The 20282-nt window shown below is 36.3% G+C and carries 13 protein-coding genes and 1 pseudogene; 4 read left to right on the plus strand and 10 right to left on the minus strand.

The genetic code is table 11. The features are described 5' to 3' along the window. Positions 1-10: 10 nt before the first annotated feature. The 7 genes from GM418_RS29075 to GM418_RS29105 form a co-directional block, all read right to left on the minus strand. Positions 11-1810 (minus strand): glycoside hydrolase family 2 protein, encoded by a 1800-nt coding sequence (locus GM418_RS29075; RefSeq protein WP_158871579.1) that lies wholly within the window; start codon positions 1808-1810, stop codon positions 11-13. A 124-nt stretch (positions 1811-1934) separates the two neighbouring features. Continuing rightward, positions 1935-3797 (minus strand): glycoside hydrolase family 2 protein, encoded by a 1863-nt coding sequence (locus GM418_RS29080; RefSeq protein ID WP_158871581.1) that lies wholly within the window; start codon positions 3795-3797, stop codon positions 1935-1937. A gap of 248 nt (positions 3798-4045) precedes the next feature. Then, positions 4046-4729: a DUF3823 domain-containing protein gene (locus tag GM418_RS29085; protein ID WP_158871583.1), complete on the minus strand. Its 684-nt coding sequence runs from the start codon at positions 4727-4729 to the stop codon at positions 4046-4048. Positions 4730-4735: 6 nt separating this feature from the next. Beyond that, a complete protein-coding gene (locus GM418_RS29090; RefSeq protein ID WP_158871585.1) occupies positions 4736-6616 on the minus strand; it encodes a RagB/SusD family nutrient uptake outer membrane protein in 1881 nt (626 codons plus the stop codon). A gap of 18 nt (positions 6617-6634) precedes the next feature. Beyond that, the gene (locus GM418_RS29095; RefSeq protein ID WP_158871587.1) at positions 6635-10072 is read right to left on the minus strand and encodes a TonB-dependent receptor; all 3438 of its coding nucleotides are present in this window, start codon (positions 10070-10072) and stop codon (positions 6635-6637) included. Positions 10073-10225: 153 nt separating this feature from the next. Further along, positions 10226-11287 carry a FecR family protein gene (locus tag GM418_RS29100; RefSeq protein ID WP_158871589.1) on the minus strand — a complete coding sequence of 354 codons (1062 nt, stop codon included), beginning with the start codon at positions 11285-11287 and terminating at the stop codon, positions 10226-10228. A 148-nt stretch (positions 11288-11435) separates the two neighbouring features. Next, positions 11436-12020 carry an RNA polymerase sigma factor gene (locus GM418_RS29105; protein WP_158871591.1) on the minus strand — a complete coding sequence of 195 codons (585 nt, stop codon included), beginning with the start codon at positions 12018-12020 and terminating at the stop codon, positions 11436-11438. Between the two features lie 167 nt (positions 12021-12187). Between GM418_RS29105 and GM418_RS29110 the strand changes: the two genes are divergently transcribed. After that, complete coding sequence (locus GM418_RS29110; RefSeq protein WP_158871593.1) at positions 12188-12418, plus strand: hypothetical protein; 231 nt, start codon at positions 12188-12190, stop codon at positions 12416-12418. A gap of 691 nt (positions 12419-13109) precedes the next feature. Here the strand turns inward: GM418_RS29110 and GM418_RS29115 are convergent. Beyond that, positions 13110-14035 (minus strand): annotated as a pseudogene (locus GM418_RS29115) (IS1595 family transposase). Between the two features lie 839 nt (positions 14036-14874). Between GM418_RS29115 and GM418_RS29120 the strand changes: the two are divergent. Continuing rightward, positions 14875-15681 (plus strand): hypothetical protein, encoded by an 807-nt coding sequence (locus GM418_RS29120; protein WP_158871597.1) that lies wholly within the window; start codon positions 14875-14877, stop codon positions 15679-15681. Positions 15682-15739: 58 nt separating this feature from the next. Then, a complete protein-coding gene (locus tag GM418_RS29125) occupies positions 15740-17281 on the plus strand; it encodes an RNA-binding domain-containing protein (RefSeq protein ID WP_158871599.1) in 1542 nt (513 codons plus the stop codon). Positions 17282-17455: 174 nt separating this feature from the next. Here GM418_RS29125 and istB read toward each other — a convergent pair whose 3' ends face one another. Then, positions 17456-18190, minus strand: coding sequence for an IS21-like element helper ATPase IstB (gene istB, locus GM418_RS29130; RefSeq protein ID WP_158871601.1), 735 nt, complete (start codon positions 18188-18190; stop codon positions 17456-17458). Positions 18191-18201: 11 nt separating this feature from the next. After that, positions 18202-19746, minus strand: coding sequence for an IS21 family transposase (istA, locus tag GM418_RS29135; protein ID WP_158871603.1), 1545 nt, complete (start codon positions 19744-19746; stop codon positions 18202-18204). 60 nt (positions 19747-19806) lie between these two features. On the opposite strand from istA, the gene GM418_RS29140 reads away from it, so the two are divergent. Beyond that, a complete protein-coding gene (locus tag GM418_RS29140; protein ID WP_158871605.1) occupies positions 19807-19977 on the plus strand; it encodes a hypothetical protein in 171 nt (56 codons plus the stop codon). The last annotated feature ends 305 nt before the right edge of the window (positions 19978-20282 follow it).

Genomic DNA, 20282 nt, shown 5'->3' on the forward strand with positions numbered 1-20282 from the left:
ATTCAATTTTTTAATTTGATTTCATTATTGCGGCAGGTGCCATAAAAATTTCTTTCATGCGATTACCATCGAATTTTAGTTTTCTGTCGTATGTATAGACTCCATTCACTTCTCCTTCAACGTCGGTCAATTGGCAAAAACAAAAACCTGAAATATAAGGGTGACTAAGAATAACCTGGGTTTGTTGTTCAATGGCATCTTCAATGGTTTCTACAGTAGGCTTAATAGGAGTTTTCACCCATCTGTTTGCTTTTAGTTTGTTATCGATTTCGGTTCGGATGCCTTTCCCATACCCCCATTTTTCAGGGTCTTCGGGGATAGTTTCTTCCACATCCCAGAAGGTTCCGCTATATTCTGCCACCCAAAATGGTTGTCCCTCATAGTCAACGGCAAGGCCAGCACCTGCTGTATAATCCTGGTTCCAATTGCTATCAGGTGTAAGTTTGGCGTAGTTTTTTTTCAGTAATTCAGCGTCCTGATGATAGTTGTGATCAGAATAAATATCAGTGCATACCTGGACAAAACCACTCACGCTGTGAACTGGCCTTGTTTGATCAAGTGCGTGCGTTAAATCCACAATGTTAACGATAGCACGTCGATGAATTTCCATATCTTTTTTGGCTCCTGCAATAGTTTCATTAAAAGGTGTCCAGGCAATAATGGAAGGATGGTTATAATCCCGTAATACTATTTCACGCCATTCCCGTTCGTGATTGAAAATACATTGGGCATTTTCCCACTGCATTCCAAAATCGTAGAACTCTCCCATTGTAAGGTATCCTAATTTGTCAGCCCAGTAATGGAATCTTTCTTCAAATATTTTTTGGTGTAACCTTGCTCCATTGAATCCCACTGCCATGGAGCGTTCTATGTCGGCTTTTAATTCTTTATCATCAGGTGCAGTCCAAAGACCATCCGGATAAAATCCCTGATCCAATACAAACCGCAAATATAGAGGCTTATTATTCAGAAATAATCTGTTTCCTTCTATATGTATTTTTCGAAGACCGGCGTAACTTTTTACCTGATCAATTACCTCATTATTTTCTATTAATTCAAATTTAAAATTGTATAAGTATGGATTGTCAGGAGACCATAATTTTGCATTCTGGACATCTACAATAACAGGGATACCATGTATCAATTCTGAAGATACAGCGCTAATCACAACGTTGTCCTCATTTAAAAGTGTTGTTTGAAAGATTACTCCTTTTTCGGTTTTATCAAAAACAGGTTCAAGTATAAATCGACTGTTGTCTACATCTGGTTTTATTTTTACAGATTGAATATAGTTGTTTGATCTGGCTTCCAACCATACAGTTTGCCAAATCCCCGTAGTTCTCATATAATGGGTACTCCATACATTTGGGTCATACAGGTAGGGAGTTTGTTTTCCCAAAGGTTGCATACCGGATTTTACATCATCAAATGCACAAACAATAATACTATTTGCACCTTTTTTTAGATATGGTGTTATCTCAAATTCAAATGAAACTCCTCCGCCGTAATGTCTTCCAGCCAATTCTCCGTTGATCCAGGCCCTGCAATCATAATCCACTGCACCGAAATGCAGAAAGATTCTTTTATTTGTCCAATCATCAGGGATAGTAACTTCCCGGTGATACCAGATGCCCGGGATTAATTTATCGGTTAATTCCACTCCCGATAATTTACTTTCAGGACAAAAGGGTACTATAATCGTTTGATTAAAATCAACAGGATTCTTATGCCATCCTTTCTCCAGTCCTGATTGATCAAAGTCAAAAGTAAAATTCCACGGTCCATTCAAATTTATCCAATTATCACGCATAAACTGCGGCCTTGGGTGTTCAGGTCTCGGAATTGCTGTGAGATTTTTCGCACTGAAAGCGAAACCAAAAAAAATCATTAAAAAAACTATATTCTTCATAAAAAGGTCTAATTAAATTTTGAACTTATTCCTCTATTGCAGCGGGAGCAGCAAAAATTTCTTTTATCTGCTCAATATTAAACTTTGGTTCCCTTTGGTAGGAATAAATACCATTAACTTCTGCTTCCACATCATAAAGTTGAGTGAAGCAGTATCCTGCAATATTTGGATTATTCAATAGTACAGAAGTAAGTGCTTTAATAAGATCTTTTACCTGCTTCTCTGTTTTTCCATATCCCCATTGAGTACGACTGTCTCCCTGTTGCTCTTTATTCGCATAATCTCTGGTCCAGAAAGTTCCTCCATACTCATCAACCACATAAGGTTCCCCATTATAGGGGATAGAAATCTCAGGATACCTTATAAAAGCTTTTTCTTGATTATTTGGATTAATTGATTGATATTTATCCTTCCAACTTTCAACATTTTGATCGTAGTCGTGAATACTAAAAATATCAGTTTTAACATGGACATAACCGCTAGCATCATTAATTGGTCTTGTAGGATCCAAATTTCGAGTTAAGTCATAGGTTTCAATAATAGCACGTCGATGTGTTTCGAGATTATATCTTGCTCCCCTTATTGTTTCATTAAAAGGAGTCCAGGCGACAATGGAGGGATGATTTCTGTCTCTCATAATAGACTCTCTCCATTCTCTCTGTTGATTAAGAAATACCTGGGTTTTACTCCAGTCAAAACTTTCTCCATAATCTATATATTCACCCCATGTAAGATATCCAAGCTTATCAGCCCAATAATGAAAGCGTTCTTCAAATATTTTATCATGAAGTCTTGCTCCGTTAAACCCTGCCTCTAATGCCAGCACAATATCTTTTTTTAATGCCTGGTCGGTTGGGGCAGTCAGAATTCCGTCAGGGTAATATCCCTGATCAAGCACAAATCTTAAGAAAATGGGCTCATTATTTAAGAAAAATTTATTCCCTTCAATATGAAACTTCCTTAATCCAGCGTAACTCTTCACTACGTCCACTTCTTTATTGCCATCGAGCAATTCAAACTGAAGTCCATATAAATAAGGATTATCAGGACACCATACTTCCGGATTAGCCAGTTCTAGAATAACAGGGCTGTTCTGGGTCGCATATTGTTTTTTTGAGACTATTTCCTCTCCTTCATCAGAAAGCAAGACCACATTAAAGTCCATCCCATTCCTGTAGTTTTCAATAACCGGAGTTATGGTGAAACAAGAATTGTCTAAATCAGGAACTATATTAACCGACTCAATATAACTCTCAGGCCTTGCTTCGAGCCATACAGTCTGCCAGATACCTGTGGTTCGAGTATACCTTGTTAACATTCCAGCTTTTGCCGGATCATAAGCGATACTTTGTTTCCCGCCGGGCTGTATTCCCGAACGTATATCATCCAATGCACAAACTACAAGATCGTTAACTCCCTCCTGCAATGCTTCGGTAATGTCAAAACTGAAAGAAACGCTGCCCCCGTAGTGTCGTCCTACAGGGGTTCCGTTTATCCATGCTCTGCAATCATAATCAACCGCACCGAAGTGAAGTATCACCCTCTTGTCTCTCCAGGATTCCGGTATATCTATTTGCCGATGGTACCAGACAGCCGGAACGAAATCCGTATGTCCAATTCCTGAAAGCGAGCTTTCAGGACAAAAAGGAACACTTATTTTCATATCAAATTCTGATGGGTCTGAAAACCACCCTTTTTCAATACCCGATTGTCCAAAATCAAAAGCAAAATTCCATTGTCCGTTGAGGTTAATCCAACTATCACGCATAAATTGTGGCTTTGGATGTTCTGGACGTGGAATATTATTCTGAGACTTGGCTGTTAATCCTATCATAAAAATTATCAGCCATAAAAAACTGACAAATAATGCTCTAACCAGTTTGTACATACGTTTGGTTTATTAATCTAAAATGGAATGAACTAAATAATCGAATCCTTGGAATTTCTCATTACAATCTTTCTCGGATCTTTTACCGGTTGTATAATAGGAATAATAAGCAGGGCAAAAAGAACTTTTTCTTATGCTGTCACTAGAATTCTTGAGTTGAAAACTTTCAACATCAAGCCTTGATTCTTCAGAATTACCTGGTTGGGATTAATCCCAACCAGGTAAAAACGTCTGATTTAGGTTATTATTTAAATATCAAGCCTTATAACTTCTGAAAAAATCATATCCTCAACTCCCGATATCTTGATTCCCACACGTGCGAAAATATAGTCCTGATCCGGAACCAATGTTGGATAATCGACATTGAGCGATATAGAGTTCTCATTAGTAATGTTTCCTCCAGATAACGTTGCAGTGGCTATAGCTGTATTTTTGTCCACAAACGATGTTTTACTTACATACAGATAAACAGTTTGGATAGTATTTGAAGCATCTGTTATTATTTTTGCAGCTTCAAATGTTGCAGCTACATTTTGACCACTTGTGGAAAAATTGGCACTACGAACCAGATAATAAGGCGTTACTTCGTAGTTTACAACCTTATCACCATCAAGTTCAACAGAAATGCTTTCCTGATTTGGCTTAAATGGGCCTTGGCCTGAAGCAAACTGTAAAGTATAAGAACCTTTAAACGTCAAGAATGAGTATTCACCTGTTTGATTTACATAAGCATAATTAGGTGTTTCAAGCTCCCATCCTTCTTCTAAGATCTGTAAAGTTACCTCATTATTACTCAGATTAAGAGGTTCACCATTATATACAATGCTTCCTGTAAGGAATACATTTGGTTCATTGTAATTATCAATCTCACAACCGGTAAATATTAATGAAATTGCAATGATTACTAATAAATATATTTTTATCTTTTTCATAATAATCTATTGTTGGTTAGGATTTTGAATAATTTTTGGATTGTTACTAAGAACATCATCCGAAATTTTAGAATAGTAGTTTCCCATTCTAAAATTGTCCCCATTCGTAACATTATCAAGAAGAACTTCCCTGAAAATATATTTTCCATCCATTTCTCCATTCGGATCATGTACTTTGTATGGCCATAACGAAAAAGGACGGGTCCATGTTTCTTCAGTAATAACACCTGGTGATGCCAATTCGCTTTTTACTCCATCATACAAGATATGAGCAATTCTCCAACGTTTAAGGTCAAATACCCAATGGCCTTCGAATGCTAATTCAACTTTTCTTTCATTCACAATTCGGTCGAAGGTCATGTCATTTGCAGTAAGCGGAATAGTAAATCCAGCTCGGCTGCGAACCATGTTTAAATAAGTAGCTGCAACATCCTTTTGATTCAATTCAAAAGCAGCTTCTGCAGCATTCAGAATAACTTCAGCATATCTAATCAAAATCTGGTCACTGCCTCCCCTAGTTCCACGTTGGCCTGATCCCACTGTTACATCCATAAATTTTCTCATATAGAATCCTGTTTGTGCCGTAAATTCCAAGCCATCAATTGGTCCGTCAAAGCCAACAATTTGCGTTTCAACAGTCTCTCCGGGGAGCAATTTATACTGACCATATGTATCTCCCGACAAAAAAGAGTTGGTTGCTTTAATGTACCAGCCGGCAAAGATATCCACTTCTGCTCCCTTGAATTTTGAGCCTGGCACAATTACAGTTCCTTGAAGACGGGCATCCCTATTCGCAAAAATATCGGTTATATTGTCGTAATAAATATAATTCCCGTCTGCATCAGTCGTTTGAAATTTCTCAAACGTGTTGTCCAATTTCTCAAACGATTGCACCAAATTTAACGATGGGTTTAAATCTCCTCCTTCCACTTCCTCTGATAGGGACCATGGTTGATTTCGAACCACCCAACCATTGTCTTTCCCAGCTGCAGCCTTGTATTCTTCGGCAAAGATTATTTCAGGATTATTACTTTCATCCAAAAATACTTTGGCAAAGTTATCAGATGGATCTGTTCCTAATAATTTAGTATACAATGCATAATCACCAGCTGTAATGAGTTCCTTCGATGCTGCCAAGGCCTTTTCGTAATAACCTTCTGCCATTGAAGCCGGTATTCCTACCTCATTTCCTGAGAGAGAGACGCTAGGAGTATTGGCACCATAACGTGCAATTGAACCCGCATATAAGGCTGCACGGCTTTTTAGAGCAATTGCAGCACCATTTGTAGCTCTCCCCCTTCTTGTGATATCTACAGGCAAATCACCTTTAATCGCGTCCATTTCAGAAATAATAAAATCATAAACTTCATATTCCTTGGCGCGTGCATATTGCAAATAGGTGGGATCACCACTAAAATCGTAAGTAAGAGGTTCAGTAATTAAAGGAACACCTCCCATACGTTTAACCATATCAAAATAAATCCATCCCCTGATAAATCTTGCTTCTGCCAGATACTCTTTTCTACTAGATTCTTCCAAAGCATCAGCTTCAGTAGCTTTCTGAATAAACAGGTTTACTTCTCTCAAAAGACTATAATTCCATGTATTCCATCGATCGTAAGCATATGTTGTATTTTGAAACTGACTGTAAAAGTCAGGTTGTGAACAAAATGCATTGTTCATCTCTACGAAGTCAGTATAGTCTCCATCAATACTTTGAAAAACAGGGATTCTACCATAAAGATCAACTAGCACTGAATAAACTAAACTCTTGTCTTGCCATACAACGTCTTCGGTAAGTATGGTTGTTGGCTCCCTGTCCAGAAAATCTTCATTACATCCATACAGAACAAGAAACACAATTATAATAGTTAATATTCTTTTCATTTTCTACCTTTTTATGAATTAAAATGTTAAGTCTACACCAATTTTAATAGTACGATGTTGCGGATAACTTTGGTTATCTATGCTGGAAACTTCAGGATCGAGATCGTATTTACTCATATTGTCAATCGAGAAAAGGTTATATGCATTTACGAACACCCTTAGTTTGTCAAACCTTATTTTTTCTAAAATAGATTCGGGTAAACTATATCCCAATTCGATAGTACGAGCCCGTAAGTACCATACATTAACCAACCAAAATGTTGAAGTCTTGTTATAATTGCTGTGACTTGTGGCATTATAACGCAGCGCAGGGTAAGTTCCGGAATGCCATTCGCTGTTTACATCGTACGGATCTTCCCGATACCAGCTATCATTGTAAAATCTTTCCAATAATGTTCCGGTGGAATAATACGGTACCCTGTTCCAATTGGAAATAACAAAAGAATAGCCTGAACCTGTTGCAAGGTTAAGCTGAAGGTCGAAATTTTTATATTTAAAATTATTAATAAACCCTAAACTAAGGATTGGCTGAGCACCACCCTGATATCCAATTGGTCTAACGTCGTATGAATTTATAACACCATCATTGTTTACATCCTTATAAATTAAATCACCTGGAAGAAGCGTAGTATTTCCTACTCCATCAATATCAACATCGTAATTTCTGATTTCGTCCATCGACTGGAATTGACCTTCTACTTCATAGCCCCAGGTAATGCCGTCCCAACGATTTTCTGTTGAATTTCGGTAATAATCCCACGAACTTCCAAAACGGGGTTTATAGGTTTCAAGGTTTCTAGAGCGAGCTAAAGTCGCATTCAGCCCCAGTGAAAATGATAAATCACCAGCTTTCCCGTTGTAAACAACAGAACCATCCATACCCAAAACAGCATCGCTGTTAACGTTCTCATCAGGAAGCGAGTATCCAAGTTCACTCGGAACCAATATATCATATTTCTCTCCTAGCAAGCCTGTTCTTTTTCTATTAAAATAATCAATTGCTCCACTCACTTTATTATTGAAAAGTGAATAATCGATTCCGATATCAAATATTCTGTTTTCAAACCAGGATATATTTGTTACGGGGACACCTTTATCGCGGGAGCCCGAAACTGCTACATCATCAATAATTACAGTCGATTGAGCATAATTGTATCCTGTCAAATAATCGTATGCACCTATACCAACTGCATCATCTCCAACAACACCATAAGATCCACGAATTTTTAAATCCAATCCAATGCCATCGGCTATATCTTCCATGAAATTTTCTTCAGTAATACGCCAGCCGGCTGAAACCGATGGAAAAAATCCCCAACGTTTGTCTGGAGCAAATTTCCATGACCCATCATAACGACCGACGGCTTCGAAATAAAATCTTCTTCCGAAGCTATAATTAAACCGTCCTACATAACCGATACGAGCTTCTTCGTAATCCTCATCATAAAACCACTTCAAATCCTCATCATACATTAACAATAAAGCATTGGTTCCGGGAGTGGAATTATATCTTGTATATACAATATGTCTGGCAGTATACTCATTTACAAAAGTGGCTTGAATATTATGATCTCCAAATTGTTTATTATAATTAAGATTGAATTGAGCTACGTTTTCCAATACTTTCTGGTGTTCTCTTCTTCTCCATGGATTTGTCATCGAAAAAGTCATGTTATATTCTTCTGATTGAGGATCGTAAGTAAAGGTTTCATAGGTGTATTCATGCTCGTTAAACAACTCATCAGCCATATAATACGAATAGGTTGCTTTAAGCTTAAGTCCATCAATGGGCAAGTCGTATTTTAAATCAAAATTCGATTGAAATACTCTCCATTTATCAGTACTATAACCAGATATATCCTTGGTAAATAAAGCCCAGTTATTTTCGTTATGTCCAATATTATTGATATAATCGGGATTATCATTAGCATATGGGCGTTCTGTCGGACGTGAGCGGTATAAAGCTCTTTGCGGCATAATATAGTCGTCTCCCCACGGTACCCCTACATGATCGGTAACTTCAATTCGTCCATTAATGGTTGTTCCCAAAGATAATCTATCGGTAATCTGAACATCAATGTTCTGCTGGATGTTTGTCCGATAAAACTTATTCTCTCTCCCAAAAACAGAAGTTTCTCTAAAATGAGATATAGAGGTATAGTAATTAATTTTATCTGACCCTCCCGACATGTTTATATTCGCAGAAGTTTGCGGAGCCCATGGTTCTATAATAAAATCAACCCAATCAAAACTTTGATATCCGTATTCCGTTCCTTGTTCCCACTTGCTTAATTCTTCCTGAGTAATCGATGTACTTGGATTAACAGCATTCATCTCAGCTCTAACTTTACCTCTCATCCACTCATAAGCATTTACACTTTGGGGTTTTCGCATCCAATCCTGAAATCCCTGGAAAAGAGTTACATTAATTTTGTTAGCCGTATTTTTTGCTCCCCTTTTGGTTGTAACAATAATAACGCCGCCGGCGGCACGCAACCCATAAATAGCTGCTGAGGCATCTTTTAGCACAGACATGCTTTCGATATCATTGGGTGAAATATTATTAAAAGTTCCCAGGTCTTTTTCAACACCATCAATTATCACAAGAGGGTCTCCAAAATTACGGATTTGGACACTGGCAGTCGACCCAGGCCTACCATCAGATTGGCGAAATGAAACTCCAGGTATCTGGCCTGAGAGTGTAGCACTGACCGTTGAGGCTTTTACTGCCTCAATTTCATCAGCTTGAATACCTGAAATTGCTCCGGTGAGTGATTCCTTTTTTTGAATACCATAACCAATTGCAACAACTTCCTCTAATCCAATGGTTTCTTCATTCATCGATACATTAATAACAGGTTGGCCGCCAACTTCCACTTCCAGTGCCTGCATGCCAACAAATGAAAAAACAAGGGTTGAGTTATCAGGGATTCCGTTGAGGGTATATTTACCGGTTGCGTTTGTAACTGTACCTTGTGTCGTACCTTTAACAACAACAGTTACTCCAGGCAAAGGTTGCCCATCTTTATCGTTAACAATTCCGGAAACCGATTTTTGTTGCTGGCCAAATAATTCATTTCCATCAAATTCAGTCGTTGTAAGTAAAACGAAACGATCCTTTACCTTATAAATCACATTTGTGCCTTCAAACAACACATTAAGAACCTGACCGATTTTTTTGTTTCTGATTTCAATTGATACTTCACGGTTAACGTCAATAAGTATTTCGCTGTACATAAAAACAAATTCGCTTTGATTCTCAATGTTTTTAAGCACTTCTTTCACCGTGCTACTATTCATTTTAATATTCAAACTTTTGGTTTGCGAATAGGATTTTCCAGCAAACGCAGTGATTACAGAAAGCAAAATAAAAAAGGTAGTTAGTTTCATAATTCTCAATACTTTTTGCAATCCGGGAATTTTCCATTCCCGCAAAAAAAATACATTTTTTTTCATACTTTTGTACTGTTAAGATTAGAAATTGCCCGGCACAATACTGCCGGGATTTTTTTTAATTGACAGGGAAGTGTTGGTCCATTTCCCTGTACTTTTTAGTTTAGATTAAGTAAGTTTTCGTCATAAATTATTCATTTTAGTTATGTTATACTCTCATTCTTGCTTTTCAATTCTTATTTTTTGTTTTGAATATGTGCCATCTTTCTGTTTGTTTCTTGGGAAAATGGTATACTTTATTGGCGTAATTTGCGTCATTAAATCAAGAATCAGGTACAGGGGATCATTCTCGAATGTTACTGTATAAGTATATTTCTTGACATCGTCAGCTAATTCAATATCAACGTTAAACTTCCGGCTAAGCTTTTTTACCACACCGGTTATAGGCTCGTTATCAAATACCAGTTTATCATCTTTCCATGCCAAGTATTTGTCGATATTACCTTTGCTTGATTTAATCTTACCCGTTTTTAAATTACAGGTTAGATGCTGTCCCGGAACCATAACACCAATCGTTTCGATTTTGCCACATTGAATCATTTTTTCAATCATCACTTTCCCTTCAACAAGGGTTGAACTAACTAAATCTTCGTCTGGATAGGCCATTACATTAAATTCTGTCCCCAAGGCAATTACATTCATTTTTTTAGTCTTTACAATAAATGGTTTATCCGAATCATGGGCCACATTAAAATATCCTTCCCCTGACAATGTAATTTCCCGCGTATCACCTATAAAGTTTCTGGGATATCTGATTTTACTTCCGTAATTCAAGTTAACTTCCGTTCCATCAGACAATTGCAAGACCGCTCTTGACCCAATAGGAGCGATAATTTCTACCGTATCAATCTTTACTTCACTGAATTCGTGCTTTTCAAATTTATAATCTGAGTGGAAATAAAAAAATACAATAAGCAAAGGAATAAAGAGAATGGCAGCGGCATTTCTTAGCCATTCATAAACAGACAGTTGAAAAAATCTTTCTCTTTTCCCTTTATTGTTTCTGAGGTTTATTTCATGGTGAATTTTATCAAGTAAAGTATTGTACTTTTTCTTCTCAGTCTCTTTTAATTCGGGTACAAATTTCTTCCATTGCTCGAAACTCCAACTTCTTCCCTCTTTACTTCGAGATTGTAACTTAATCCATCTGACAATTTCTTCGAATTCTTCATCCGAACATATGTTATTTAAATATTTATTAAGGATTTCTTTATTCATATTTATTGTTAAGTAATGCACCTCCCTATAACGGGAGGTACTCTATCTAACTAAACAAACCCTATGAAATCAATGCTATATTTTCAATCAGGTTTAATACTATTACGCATGAAAAAAGGACAATAACTATTCAAAAGTGCATTATTTTTTACGAAAGAAATAAACAGACGAATAAGAGGTTGATTGTCAGACTACTTCCGATATGATTTTGCAAGAATTTTAAACTTTTTACAAGGTGATTATTTACAGTACTTTCAGAAATATGTAATTTTTGAGCAATTTCTATATGTGTGAGTCCATCCTTCCGGCTCAATAAATAAATCTCTTTCTGGCGCGGTGTTAATTGGTTTAATAAATTCTCTATCCTTTTGTTTAATTCGTTAAACTGTATTTCATCAATTATCTGATCAGCGTTATCGATTTGCTGTAGAGATTTCAAATATTCCTTTGACTTTCTATCACTTACTCTTTTTCGCAATAAACTCATTGTTTCGTTGTAAGCTATTGTAAAGAGAAATGATTCAAATGAAGAGAAAACATCAATTTTGGCTCTTGAGGCCCAAATTTTTAAAAATACTTCTTGAACAATCTCCTCTGCATCTTCATCCTGTTTTAAGTACATAAATACAAATTGATGCAATTTCGGGCAATATTTATTATAAATTGTATCAAAGGCTGTTATATCTCCCTTTTTAAGCAATTTAATAAGTTTCTTATTTAGTTCAGTAGCCATAGATTACGAATTTAAACTTTTTGTACGATCTGATTTGTTAAAAAATCCATTAATATATAATATTCAATTATTTACATACATAACCCCTTGCCAAAATACTTCCGTTATGCATATCTTAAAATCACATTTCGATAAATTCTTTTTTATAACCGAATCGGTTTTCAAAAATGACATTGATATCTTACGATAATTCCATTGCTTATCAAAGAAAACCGAAATTATCTTATTTTCAAACTATTGCATTCGCAATTACCAGCGAATCACTCGGAATTGGTTGTAAAGGTTTCTTCAGGGCAAAAATCAAAAACGAACATGTAGATGATTTTCCCAAACAAAATGACCGAAGTAATTTTAACCAAAGAAGAAGACGTTTATATTGCTATATCGAAACTAATTAAGGATGTTGCTGGGTTTCTTAATAAAGGAGAAAATGCTACCTGGTTAATTCAATCCCCATCCCGGTTCGTAAAAATACCCGCGAACAAAGAAGCAAAATTTGTAAAGAAAACTTTGAAACGGCACCCAGTAAAGGATACTCTGCAGTAAACAAATCCTATCATTATGGATACAAACTTCATTTATGCACCTCTGCAAGTGGTGTTTTCACAGTATGGTTCTATCAAAAGCAAGCGTTCATGATGTTCATTACTCATCTCAGGTAAAACATTCTGGGTTAAACAATTGCATTCTTATAGACAAGAAAGGCTCCTTGTCCAGATCGCAGCAATTAAATTTATCTTTTTTCTTTTAATGTGAGGCTGGAAACACCAATGAGAGCATATTAAAAAAAGCTTTTTCTTTGTATCCTCATGTATCCAAAAAGGTAAAAATAAGAATCGAAACATAATTTTCTCAACTCCGCGACCAATTTATACTTAAACACAATTATGCAAAGACTCTTATTGAGCTTTCTGTAAGAATACTTACAAAAGTAGCTTCAGTAGCTTTATTTTACAATAATCTAAAGAACGAATAACCAATTAACAACTTATGATACGAACTAGATGATTTAAATCTTATAATCGCTTAAATTTAATAATTAAAATATTAAACCTCAAAATTGCATAAACATTCTTTTTTTAATATTGCTTATCCGTTATAATACCAGTAATTCGAAGCCACAGCAATGGTTTAACCTGTCGAAAAGCCTATCACCAAAATATCTTCGGTTCAGCTTAATAACAAAATTCGTCAAGATAAGGCTGTAAATATTTACCCTTTATTTTATGGTAAATACCTAAAAGAGTACGTTTTGCATTGCTTATTGCAATATGTGCCCAGCGCAATGTATTTGCAGTTGTTTCTTTGGTTGATTTTTCTGTTATATGGATTTCAACAAAATCTGCAATGTCAAAGTAACTTGTACTCTTGTCACTGAATACGATACCTTTATCGTTGATATTTTCTTTTATTATATGGTTAATTTCTTCTGAATTATGGCTTTCTAAGACTTTCATTTTAAAGTACCTGCATTGTTTTCCTTGTTGACCAGTCTCAATATCTTCCAGTGGAATTGATTCAGCCATTACTGCAACATTTACCTGTCTTTGACTCCCTCGGCCACGTTTTAGATTTTTCCGGTCCTTTTCGCAGGTCTCTGTTTCAAAATAACCTTCATCAAACTCAAGCATGCCTGCCAGCTCATAAAGGCCATCCCTTTTGCCCATTGCCTGACGAATCTTATGCATCATTGACCAAACCGATTCGTATCGGCTGTGCCCAAGTTGTCTCTGCATCTCTGTGGCAGATATGCCTTTCTTTGTAAAACTCATAAAAGCCATAGCTAAATACCATTTCCGAAGGGGCAGATTCGCATTTTCCATCATTGTCCCGCTTCGCAAGGTTGTCCGGAACCGGCATTCAGAACATTGCCACTGCCATTTAGCTTTTAACCAATAATGTTTGGTGCAACCACATTTCTTGCATAGGATGCCCTGTGACTCCCGAACGCCTTTAAAATGCTCCTTACAGCTATTTTCATCTGGAAAATCTTCTACAAATTTGATAATATTCATATCATTTCGTTTTTTCCAATTTAGCATTTTTTTATATTGTGGCATTATTGCGGAGTATCAAATTCAATTATGATTATTTATCTTCACTTCTGCTTTTTTACAACACAAAATGGTAAGACTTTCTTTATTTCATTTTAATTCAATAGTATTCTTTTCAATTTTCTCAGCTTGCTCCTTAACTAACCGTTCATAATTTTCAACCTGCTCCGGATAACAGAAACACTATCTTTGTTTCTGTTATAATTAAAAATCGTCTCCAATCGGAGTAAATCCTGTGAGCTCGCTTTTCCTTTCATTTTTATATAGCGGCATTTTAAGTCGTTATCCTTTAGTTGATTATTATTTTCAATTGCCAAATATTGCCACCCCATGAAAGTAAGATAACCAATACCATTGTAATGGTGGTAAAGGCCGTTTTGTTTCTTCTAAAAACTACAATAAGAAAATGCTTTTTACAATTAACGTTTTGTATTTTTGCTTTTTTAAAAAAGCAAAATGGAACGATTAATAAAATTATCGAAAGGAAAGGCCAACATTAAACACCAAAATCTAATTTAAAGATGGCATTTACCAACACAATCTTGACATTATACCATTATTCTGCTCATAAAGAAAAAAAATGAATGATTCGATTGTAGATTGAACATGGGAATAAAACATTAGTCAAATTCGTCAAATAAAATATTATCTTTATACAAACTAATTTTTAAATCTTTATGTAATGTTCTCACAACATTCATAAATATATTTACTTCCTGGCTTGGCGCTAGTGGTAATGATGTTCAAATACGGTAAAGGATTCTTATCAAAGATTTCAAAACAACTTAAACCTGTAAGCTATGCCATTCAACTTTCAACTATTAGTAGAATTTTTCTTTTCAGGATTAATTACACTTGTTTCTATATTGTTACCTTTTGGTGTAATCGATCCATCAAAAGCAAATGAGCTATTAGATTTATTCAACTCTGATTCTTCTAGTAAACTGATTTTTTTTGTATTCATTGGTGGTCTGATTTCATATTATTTGGGAACTGTTGTTAATGCTTTAAGTAATAAGATCATTCGAGAATTTCTTTCAGGATATAGAATCAGAATGATTAGCAGAAAACTTGGATTACTGGTTAGCGAAGAAACAACTGAGAATGACAAGGAGTCAACTGACGAAACTAATAATGAAGTTACGAAGGAAGCCAATTTTGTAAAGAAGTTTATTCTAATTTTAAAAAAAAGTAAATCAAGAAAACAAACTAGAATTAAAGAATTAACAGAACTTGAAAAAAATCGTAAAGAGTTGTTAGAAAAACTAGTACCTACACAAGTTACAGAACTAAAAAAAGATCAACTAAAAGAAATTTATACAGCAGCTAGGAATTATTGTGGTATTTATTCCGAACAAACATCAAAAATGGTAAGTTATCACTGGGGGTTATTGAGATTGTCACGAGCTACAATATTCCCTTTAATATTATTTTGTGCTGTTATTATAATTCGGCTGTTTATTTTTGGAAATCTTCAGGGAGAATTGTTTTTATTATCGATAGGATCTGCAGCACTTATTTTAACAATTATCTCTTATCGGTACAGGGAAAAGTTTCTGATTTACACTGTGTTCGACATTTTTTTTATTTCACAAAAAATAAACTGAGTTCTAGAATGACTTTAAAACAATCTAAATATCCTAAATTGATTTTTATTTTTACTGAATGATTGAGCAGATACGTCAAATATTAAAGAAAGGTGAAGGTATTACAGTCGAATTTAAAGCTTCGAGAACTAAACTTAATAAAAATACTTTTGAGAGTATTTGTGCTTTTCTGAATTGCAAAGGAGGTCATTTATTTTTGGGTGTGAATGATAATGGTGTTATTGAAGGTATTGAAGAGGACAAGGTTGCTGTAATTCTAGATAATCTTGTTACTAATCTGAATAACTCGCAAAAGTTGTCGCCCACATTCTATCTCACTCCAAAAGTCATCGATATTGACAAGAAGAAAATAATTTATCTGCAAATTCCTGAAAGCTCACAAGTACATTCCACTGCAGGAAAAATTTTTGACCGGAATGGTGATGGTGATTTTAACATTTCGGGCAACCACAATTTAATAGAACACCTGTATCTGAAAAAAAGTAATACTTTCTCCGAAACAACTATATACAAATATCTGGCTTTTTCAGATTTTCGCCCTGATCTGATTACAAGGGTAAGAAAGTTGGCACTTGTTCAACGTCCTGACCATCCTTGGGGAAGCATGAGTGATGAAGAGTTACTAAGAAGCGCAAAGCTTTATAGAAAAGATTTTAAAACTGGGGAAGAAGGTTATACACTTGCTGCAGCATTGCTTTTTGGAGAAGATAGTGTAATTCAGAGTATAGTGCCTGCATATAAAACTGACGCCTTGTTGCGTGTTTCTAGTACTGATCGTTATGATGACAGAGTGGAAGTCAGAACAAACCTCATAGAAAGTTATGATTTACTGATGGATTTTGTCCGGAAACATCTTCCTGATCCTTTTTATCTGGAAAAGGACCAGCGAATCAGTTTACGGGATACTATTTTTAGGGAAGTTGTTGCCAATACATTAATTCACAGGGAATATTTGAATTCATTCCCGGCAAAATTTATTATAGAAGGAGAAAAAGTGACCATTGAAAACTGGAATAAACCATATGGTTTTGGATTAATTGATCCTGTAAATTTCTATACTCATCCCAAAAATCCTAACATATTGGAAGTTTTCAAACAAATAGGAAGAGCTGAAGAGTTAGGATCAGGTGTAAGAAATGTTTTTAAATACGGGAAAATGTTCGGGAAAACCGCTCCTGTTTTTGATGAAGGCGATATTTTCAAAACAATTATTTCTATTCCTAAAATATACATTTTAAAAGCAGAGGCCGGAAGTTATAAAGTTACAGGTAGTAATACTTTGATTAAAAAGAAGGATAAAGCTGAAAATGATGGAATAAATGATGGAATAAATGATGGAATAAATGATGGAATAAATGATGGAATAATAAAACCCGTAACTGATATCACAAGACAGTTATTAATTAAGATTGTTTTGTTCGTTTTCAATCAGCAGGGATGTAATGCTGATGATATCGCAGCCCATATAAATCGTTCCATTCCATCCACAGAACGACATATAACTACATTGCGAAAATTAAATATGGTAGAACATACCGGGGCGAAAAAAACAGGTGGATATTATTTAACATCTCAGGCAAGAGAGAAAATCAAATTATGAGCCCCACTTAAATTAAATTGAAATCAAATCCATTTCTTCTAAATAAGGACAAGGATCTAATTTTTTATGTAAAAGTTACTCCAACTCATGGTTTTCTCGATATTCCGATGATACCCTGCCAATGATTCCGGCGATACCCTGCCAGTCAATTTTCGGTTTCAACGGCTAAGATATTTATTTTTTTAGTTTCATTTTTCTCATTGATTGTCCGTTTAATTCTATGCGGTGGGAGGAGTAAACAATCCTGTCCAGTATTGCATCAGCAATGGTGTGTTCAGCAATTAATCCATGCCACTCTTTTACCGGTATTTGTGATGTAAAAATAATTGAAGCATTATCGTATTTGTGTTCCACAATGTCGAGTAAGGCCTGCCGCTGCATTTGGTCGATTGCAGTTAGGCCAAAGTCATCGAGTATCAGCAGTTGGGTGTTTTGTATCTTTTTAAGCAAAACAAGGTAATCCCCCTGAAGCTTGGAAAGTTTTACCTGCTCCATTAGTCTGGCTGTATTAAAATACGATGTTTTATATGTCATTTGGCAGGCGTGCATACCAAGTGCCTGTGCCAGATAACTTTTGCCACAACCGGTTGGCCCGGTAATAATAATGTTTTCGTTACGGCGGATAAAATCGAGGGAAACCAGGCGTTCAAACAAGTTACGGTCCAGGTTGCGCGGGTGGTTGTAATCAATATCGAGGATTGATACCTGTTGTTTAAATTTAGCTTTGGCCACAAGCCCTGTTATTTTTCTCTCCTGCCGATATTCCCATTCCTGGTCTACCAGCATGGCAATGTACTGGTCGGTGGTATAATCGTGATAATTTGCGCTTTGTATGCTATTGTAATAAGTTTCGGCCATCCCCGAAAGGCGCATTTGTCTCATTTTTTCGATGGTTGCATTGTTGTTCATAATCGTTGTTTTTATTTATAATTTGCAGCACTACGAAGGTTTTCGTGTGGTTTTATTTCGTGTTTTATTTGTTCCTGCCCGGGATCTGTGTCGGTGTGGTTTTTTAATATGTTTTCAATAATACGGTACGAACAAATGTCGTAGTCAAGGGCTTTTTTACATGCAGCTTCGATACGTTGGCGTGGGTATTTATTTTTTAATGCAATTATGCCCTGGGAGCGTTTAAAGGCAACTTCAGGATAAGTTTGCTGGTCGATTAGTTTGGCTACATAAGTTGTTGTTTCCATCCCAATTTCAGCAGCCTTTTTTACAAAAAAGTCCCTGTTCCACGACTGGTAATACCGGTGAGTGCTTGAGAGGTGGTCTTTAACTGTGGCGTAGTTTCCCCTGCGGTGGCTTTTGGCATGTGTGGCAATGCGCTTTTTATTGTAATAAATCTCTACTGTATCGATATTGTGCTGCACCTCGACATGCCTGCCAATGTAACGGTACGGGACACTGTAATAGTTCTTTTCACTGCTCAGGTAAACATAGCCCATCTTTTGCACCTTTGCCCGGTTGTAATGTTTTATTTTATAAGGCTCGGCAGGTAAGGGGGACAGTTGCCCTTTTTCAATTTCCACAAACTGTTTAAAACGGCTTATGCCTGTTGTTTGCAGTTTGTAACTGTTGTAGCCTTCAAGTAAAAAGCGGATTTGTTTGTTCAGTTCTTCCAGGCTGAAAAAGGTCATGTTCGATATCTCGTAATAAATACGTTGGTAGACCAGTTTTACAGCCCCTTCTACAAGGGCTTTGTCCTGTGGGGAATACGAACGGGTGGGGTTGATTACGCATCCGTAATAATGTCCCATATCGCGGAATGTTTTATTGATTACCGGTTCGTATTTTGAGGATTTGGTAACTGCTGATTTTAAATTGTCGGGGACGATGGCCTGGGGCACACCGCCAAAAAAGTTAAGGCAGTTGCCAACTGATCTTACAAGCGATTCGCGCGATTGATCATAACTTGCTTCTACATAAGTATACGAACTGGCCGGAAGGATGCCCACAAAAACCTCTACTTCGCGTATTTCCCCGGTAGAGCGGTCAACAATTTGAAGTTTTTTCCCGGCATAATCGATAAATAATTTTTCCCCGGCTTTATGGGTAAGTTTGCCGCTGGCCTTTTTGCTTTCAAGCCAGTCGCTGAACAACTGGCAAAACTGTGAGTAGCTGTAATGATCGATGTGCTCTTGTTTGTACCTGCGCCACAAATGCTGCCGTGTACACCCGGGCTTCTTCATCTCGTTTACAAAACCCGGAAACAAGCCGTGAAGCGTGGCATAGCGGTCCTGATCGAGGGCTTCCTTAGAGGGGAAAAGTTTTTGAAGCTCTGCCTCTTCAAAATTTAGCAAGGTGCTGAAACTGTGCCCGCTTGATTTTAACTTTTTTACGTAGTGGTTTACCGTATTGCGGTCAACCCCAATTTCCCCGGCTATCTTACGGTTCGAAACCTTCCGGGTCTTTAATAATAGTAACTGTTTTACTTTCATAATGTCAATTTGCAATGCAGCCATAGCTTCTCTGGTTTTATTTTTTACCAGCGAAGTACAAATTGAAACCGGAAAATGATTAAAATGGCAGTGTTTATTCCGGAACCAGTGCCAAATTTTGGCAGTGTTTACTTCGGAATAGTTTCGCGCCGCAGCCAGCCCAAATCCAGCAGCCTAAAAAGTGGCAGCATTTGGCCGGAATCACTGGCAGCATTTCATCGGAATCGGTGGCAGGGGGTGAACCGGATTATCTAGAACGTTTAAACGTTGTATTAACAAATAATTCCCTTTTGATTTTGTCATGCACTCGCAATCATGCTATCATAGATTCAAACCCGTAAACGCCACATTAAACATTTTTCGGAAAATTTTCAAAAAGAAAAGGAATAGACGGTTTATGACAGGAAGTTTTGGAAGTCCTTCGTGACTTCTCACTTTTGAAAAATGAAAGTATAAAAATTCAAAATCAATATTTCAAAACAGAATTGAAATTACAGTTTTGCCAGACAAAAATGATTTATAATAATATGCCCGTGATATATTAGCCATTGTTTTACGAG

Origin of the sequence: Maribellus comscasis, from assembly GCF_009762775.1 — a bacterium.
In the GTDB taxonomy this organism is placed as follows: Bacteria; Bacteroidota; Bacteroidia; order Bacteroidales; family Prolixibacteraceae; genus Draconibacterium; species Draconibacterium comscasis.

Coding starts and splice junctions, on each gene's coding strand:
- GM418_RS29085 (WP_158871583.1), bottom strand. CDS start 4,729: ATGAAAAAGATAAAAATATATTTATTAGTAATCATTGCAATTTCATTA.
- GM418_RS29105 (WP_158871591.1), bottom strand. CDS start 12,020: ATGGCTACTGAACTAAATAAGAAACTTATTAAATTGCTTAAAAAGGGA.
- GM418_RS29075 (WP_158871579.1), bottom strand. CDS start 1,810: ATGCGTGATAATTGGATAAATTTGAATGGACCGTGGAATTTTACTTTT.
- istA (WP_158871603.1), bottom strand. CDS start 19,746: ATGGCTGCATTGCAAATTGACATTATGAAAGTAAAACAGTTACTATTA.
- GM418_RS29090 (WP_158871585.1), bottom strand. CDS start 6,616: ATGAAAAGAATATTAACTATTATAATTGTGTTTCTTGTTCTGTATGGA.
- GM418_RS29080 (WP_158871581.1), bottom strand. CDS start 3,797: ATGTACAAACTGGTTAGAGCATTATTTGTCAGTTTTTTATGGCTGATA.
- GM418_RS29120 (WP_158871597.1), top strand. CDS start 14,875: ATGCCATTCAACTTTCAACTATTAGTAGAATTTTTCTTTTCAGGATTA.
- GM418_RS29140 (WP_158871605.1), top strand. CDS start 19,807: ATGGCAGTGTTTATTCCGGAACCAGTGCCAAATTTTGGCAGTGTTTAC.
- GM418_RS29095 (WP_158871587.1), bottom strand. CDS start 10,072: ATGAAAAAAAATGTATTTTTTTTGCGGGAATGGAAAATTCCCGGATTG.
- GM418_RS29100 (WP_158871589.1), bottom strand. CDS start 11,287: ATGAATAAAGAAATCCTTAATAAATATTTAAATAACATATGTTCGGAT.
- istB (WP_158871601.1), bottom strand. CDS start 18,190: ATGAACAACAATGCAACCATCGAAAAAATGAGACAAATGCGCCTTTCG.
- GM418_RS29125 (WP_158871599.1), top strand. CDS start 15,740: ATGATTGAGCAGATACGTCAAATATTAAAGAAAGGTGAAGGTATTACA.
- GM418_RS29110 (WP_158871593.1), top strand. CDS start 12,188: ATGACATTGATATCTTACGATAATTCCATTGCTTATCAAAGAAAACCG.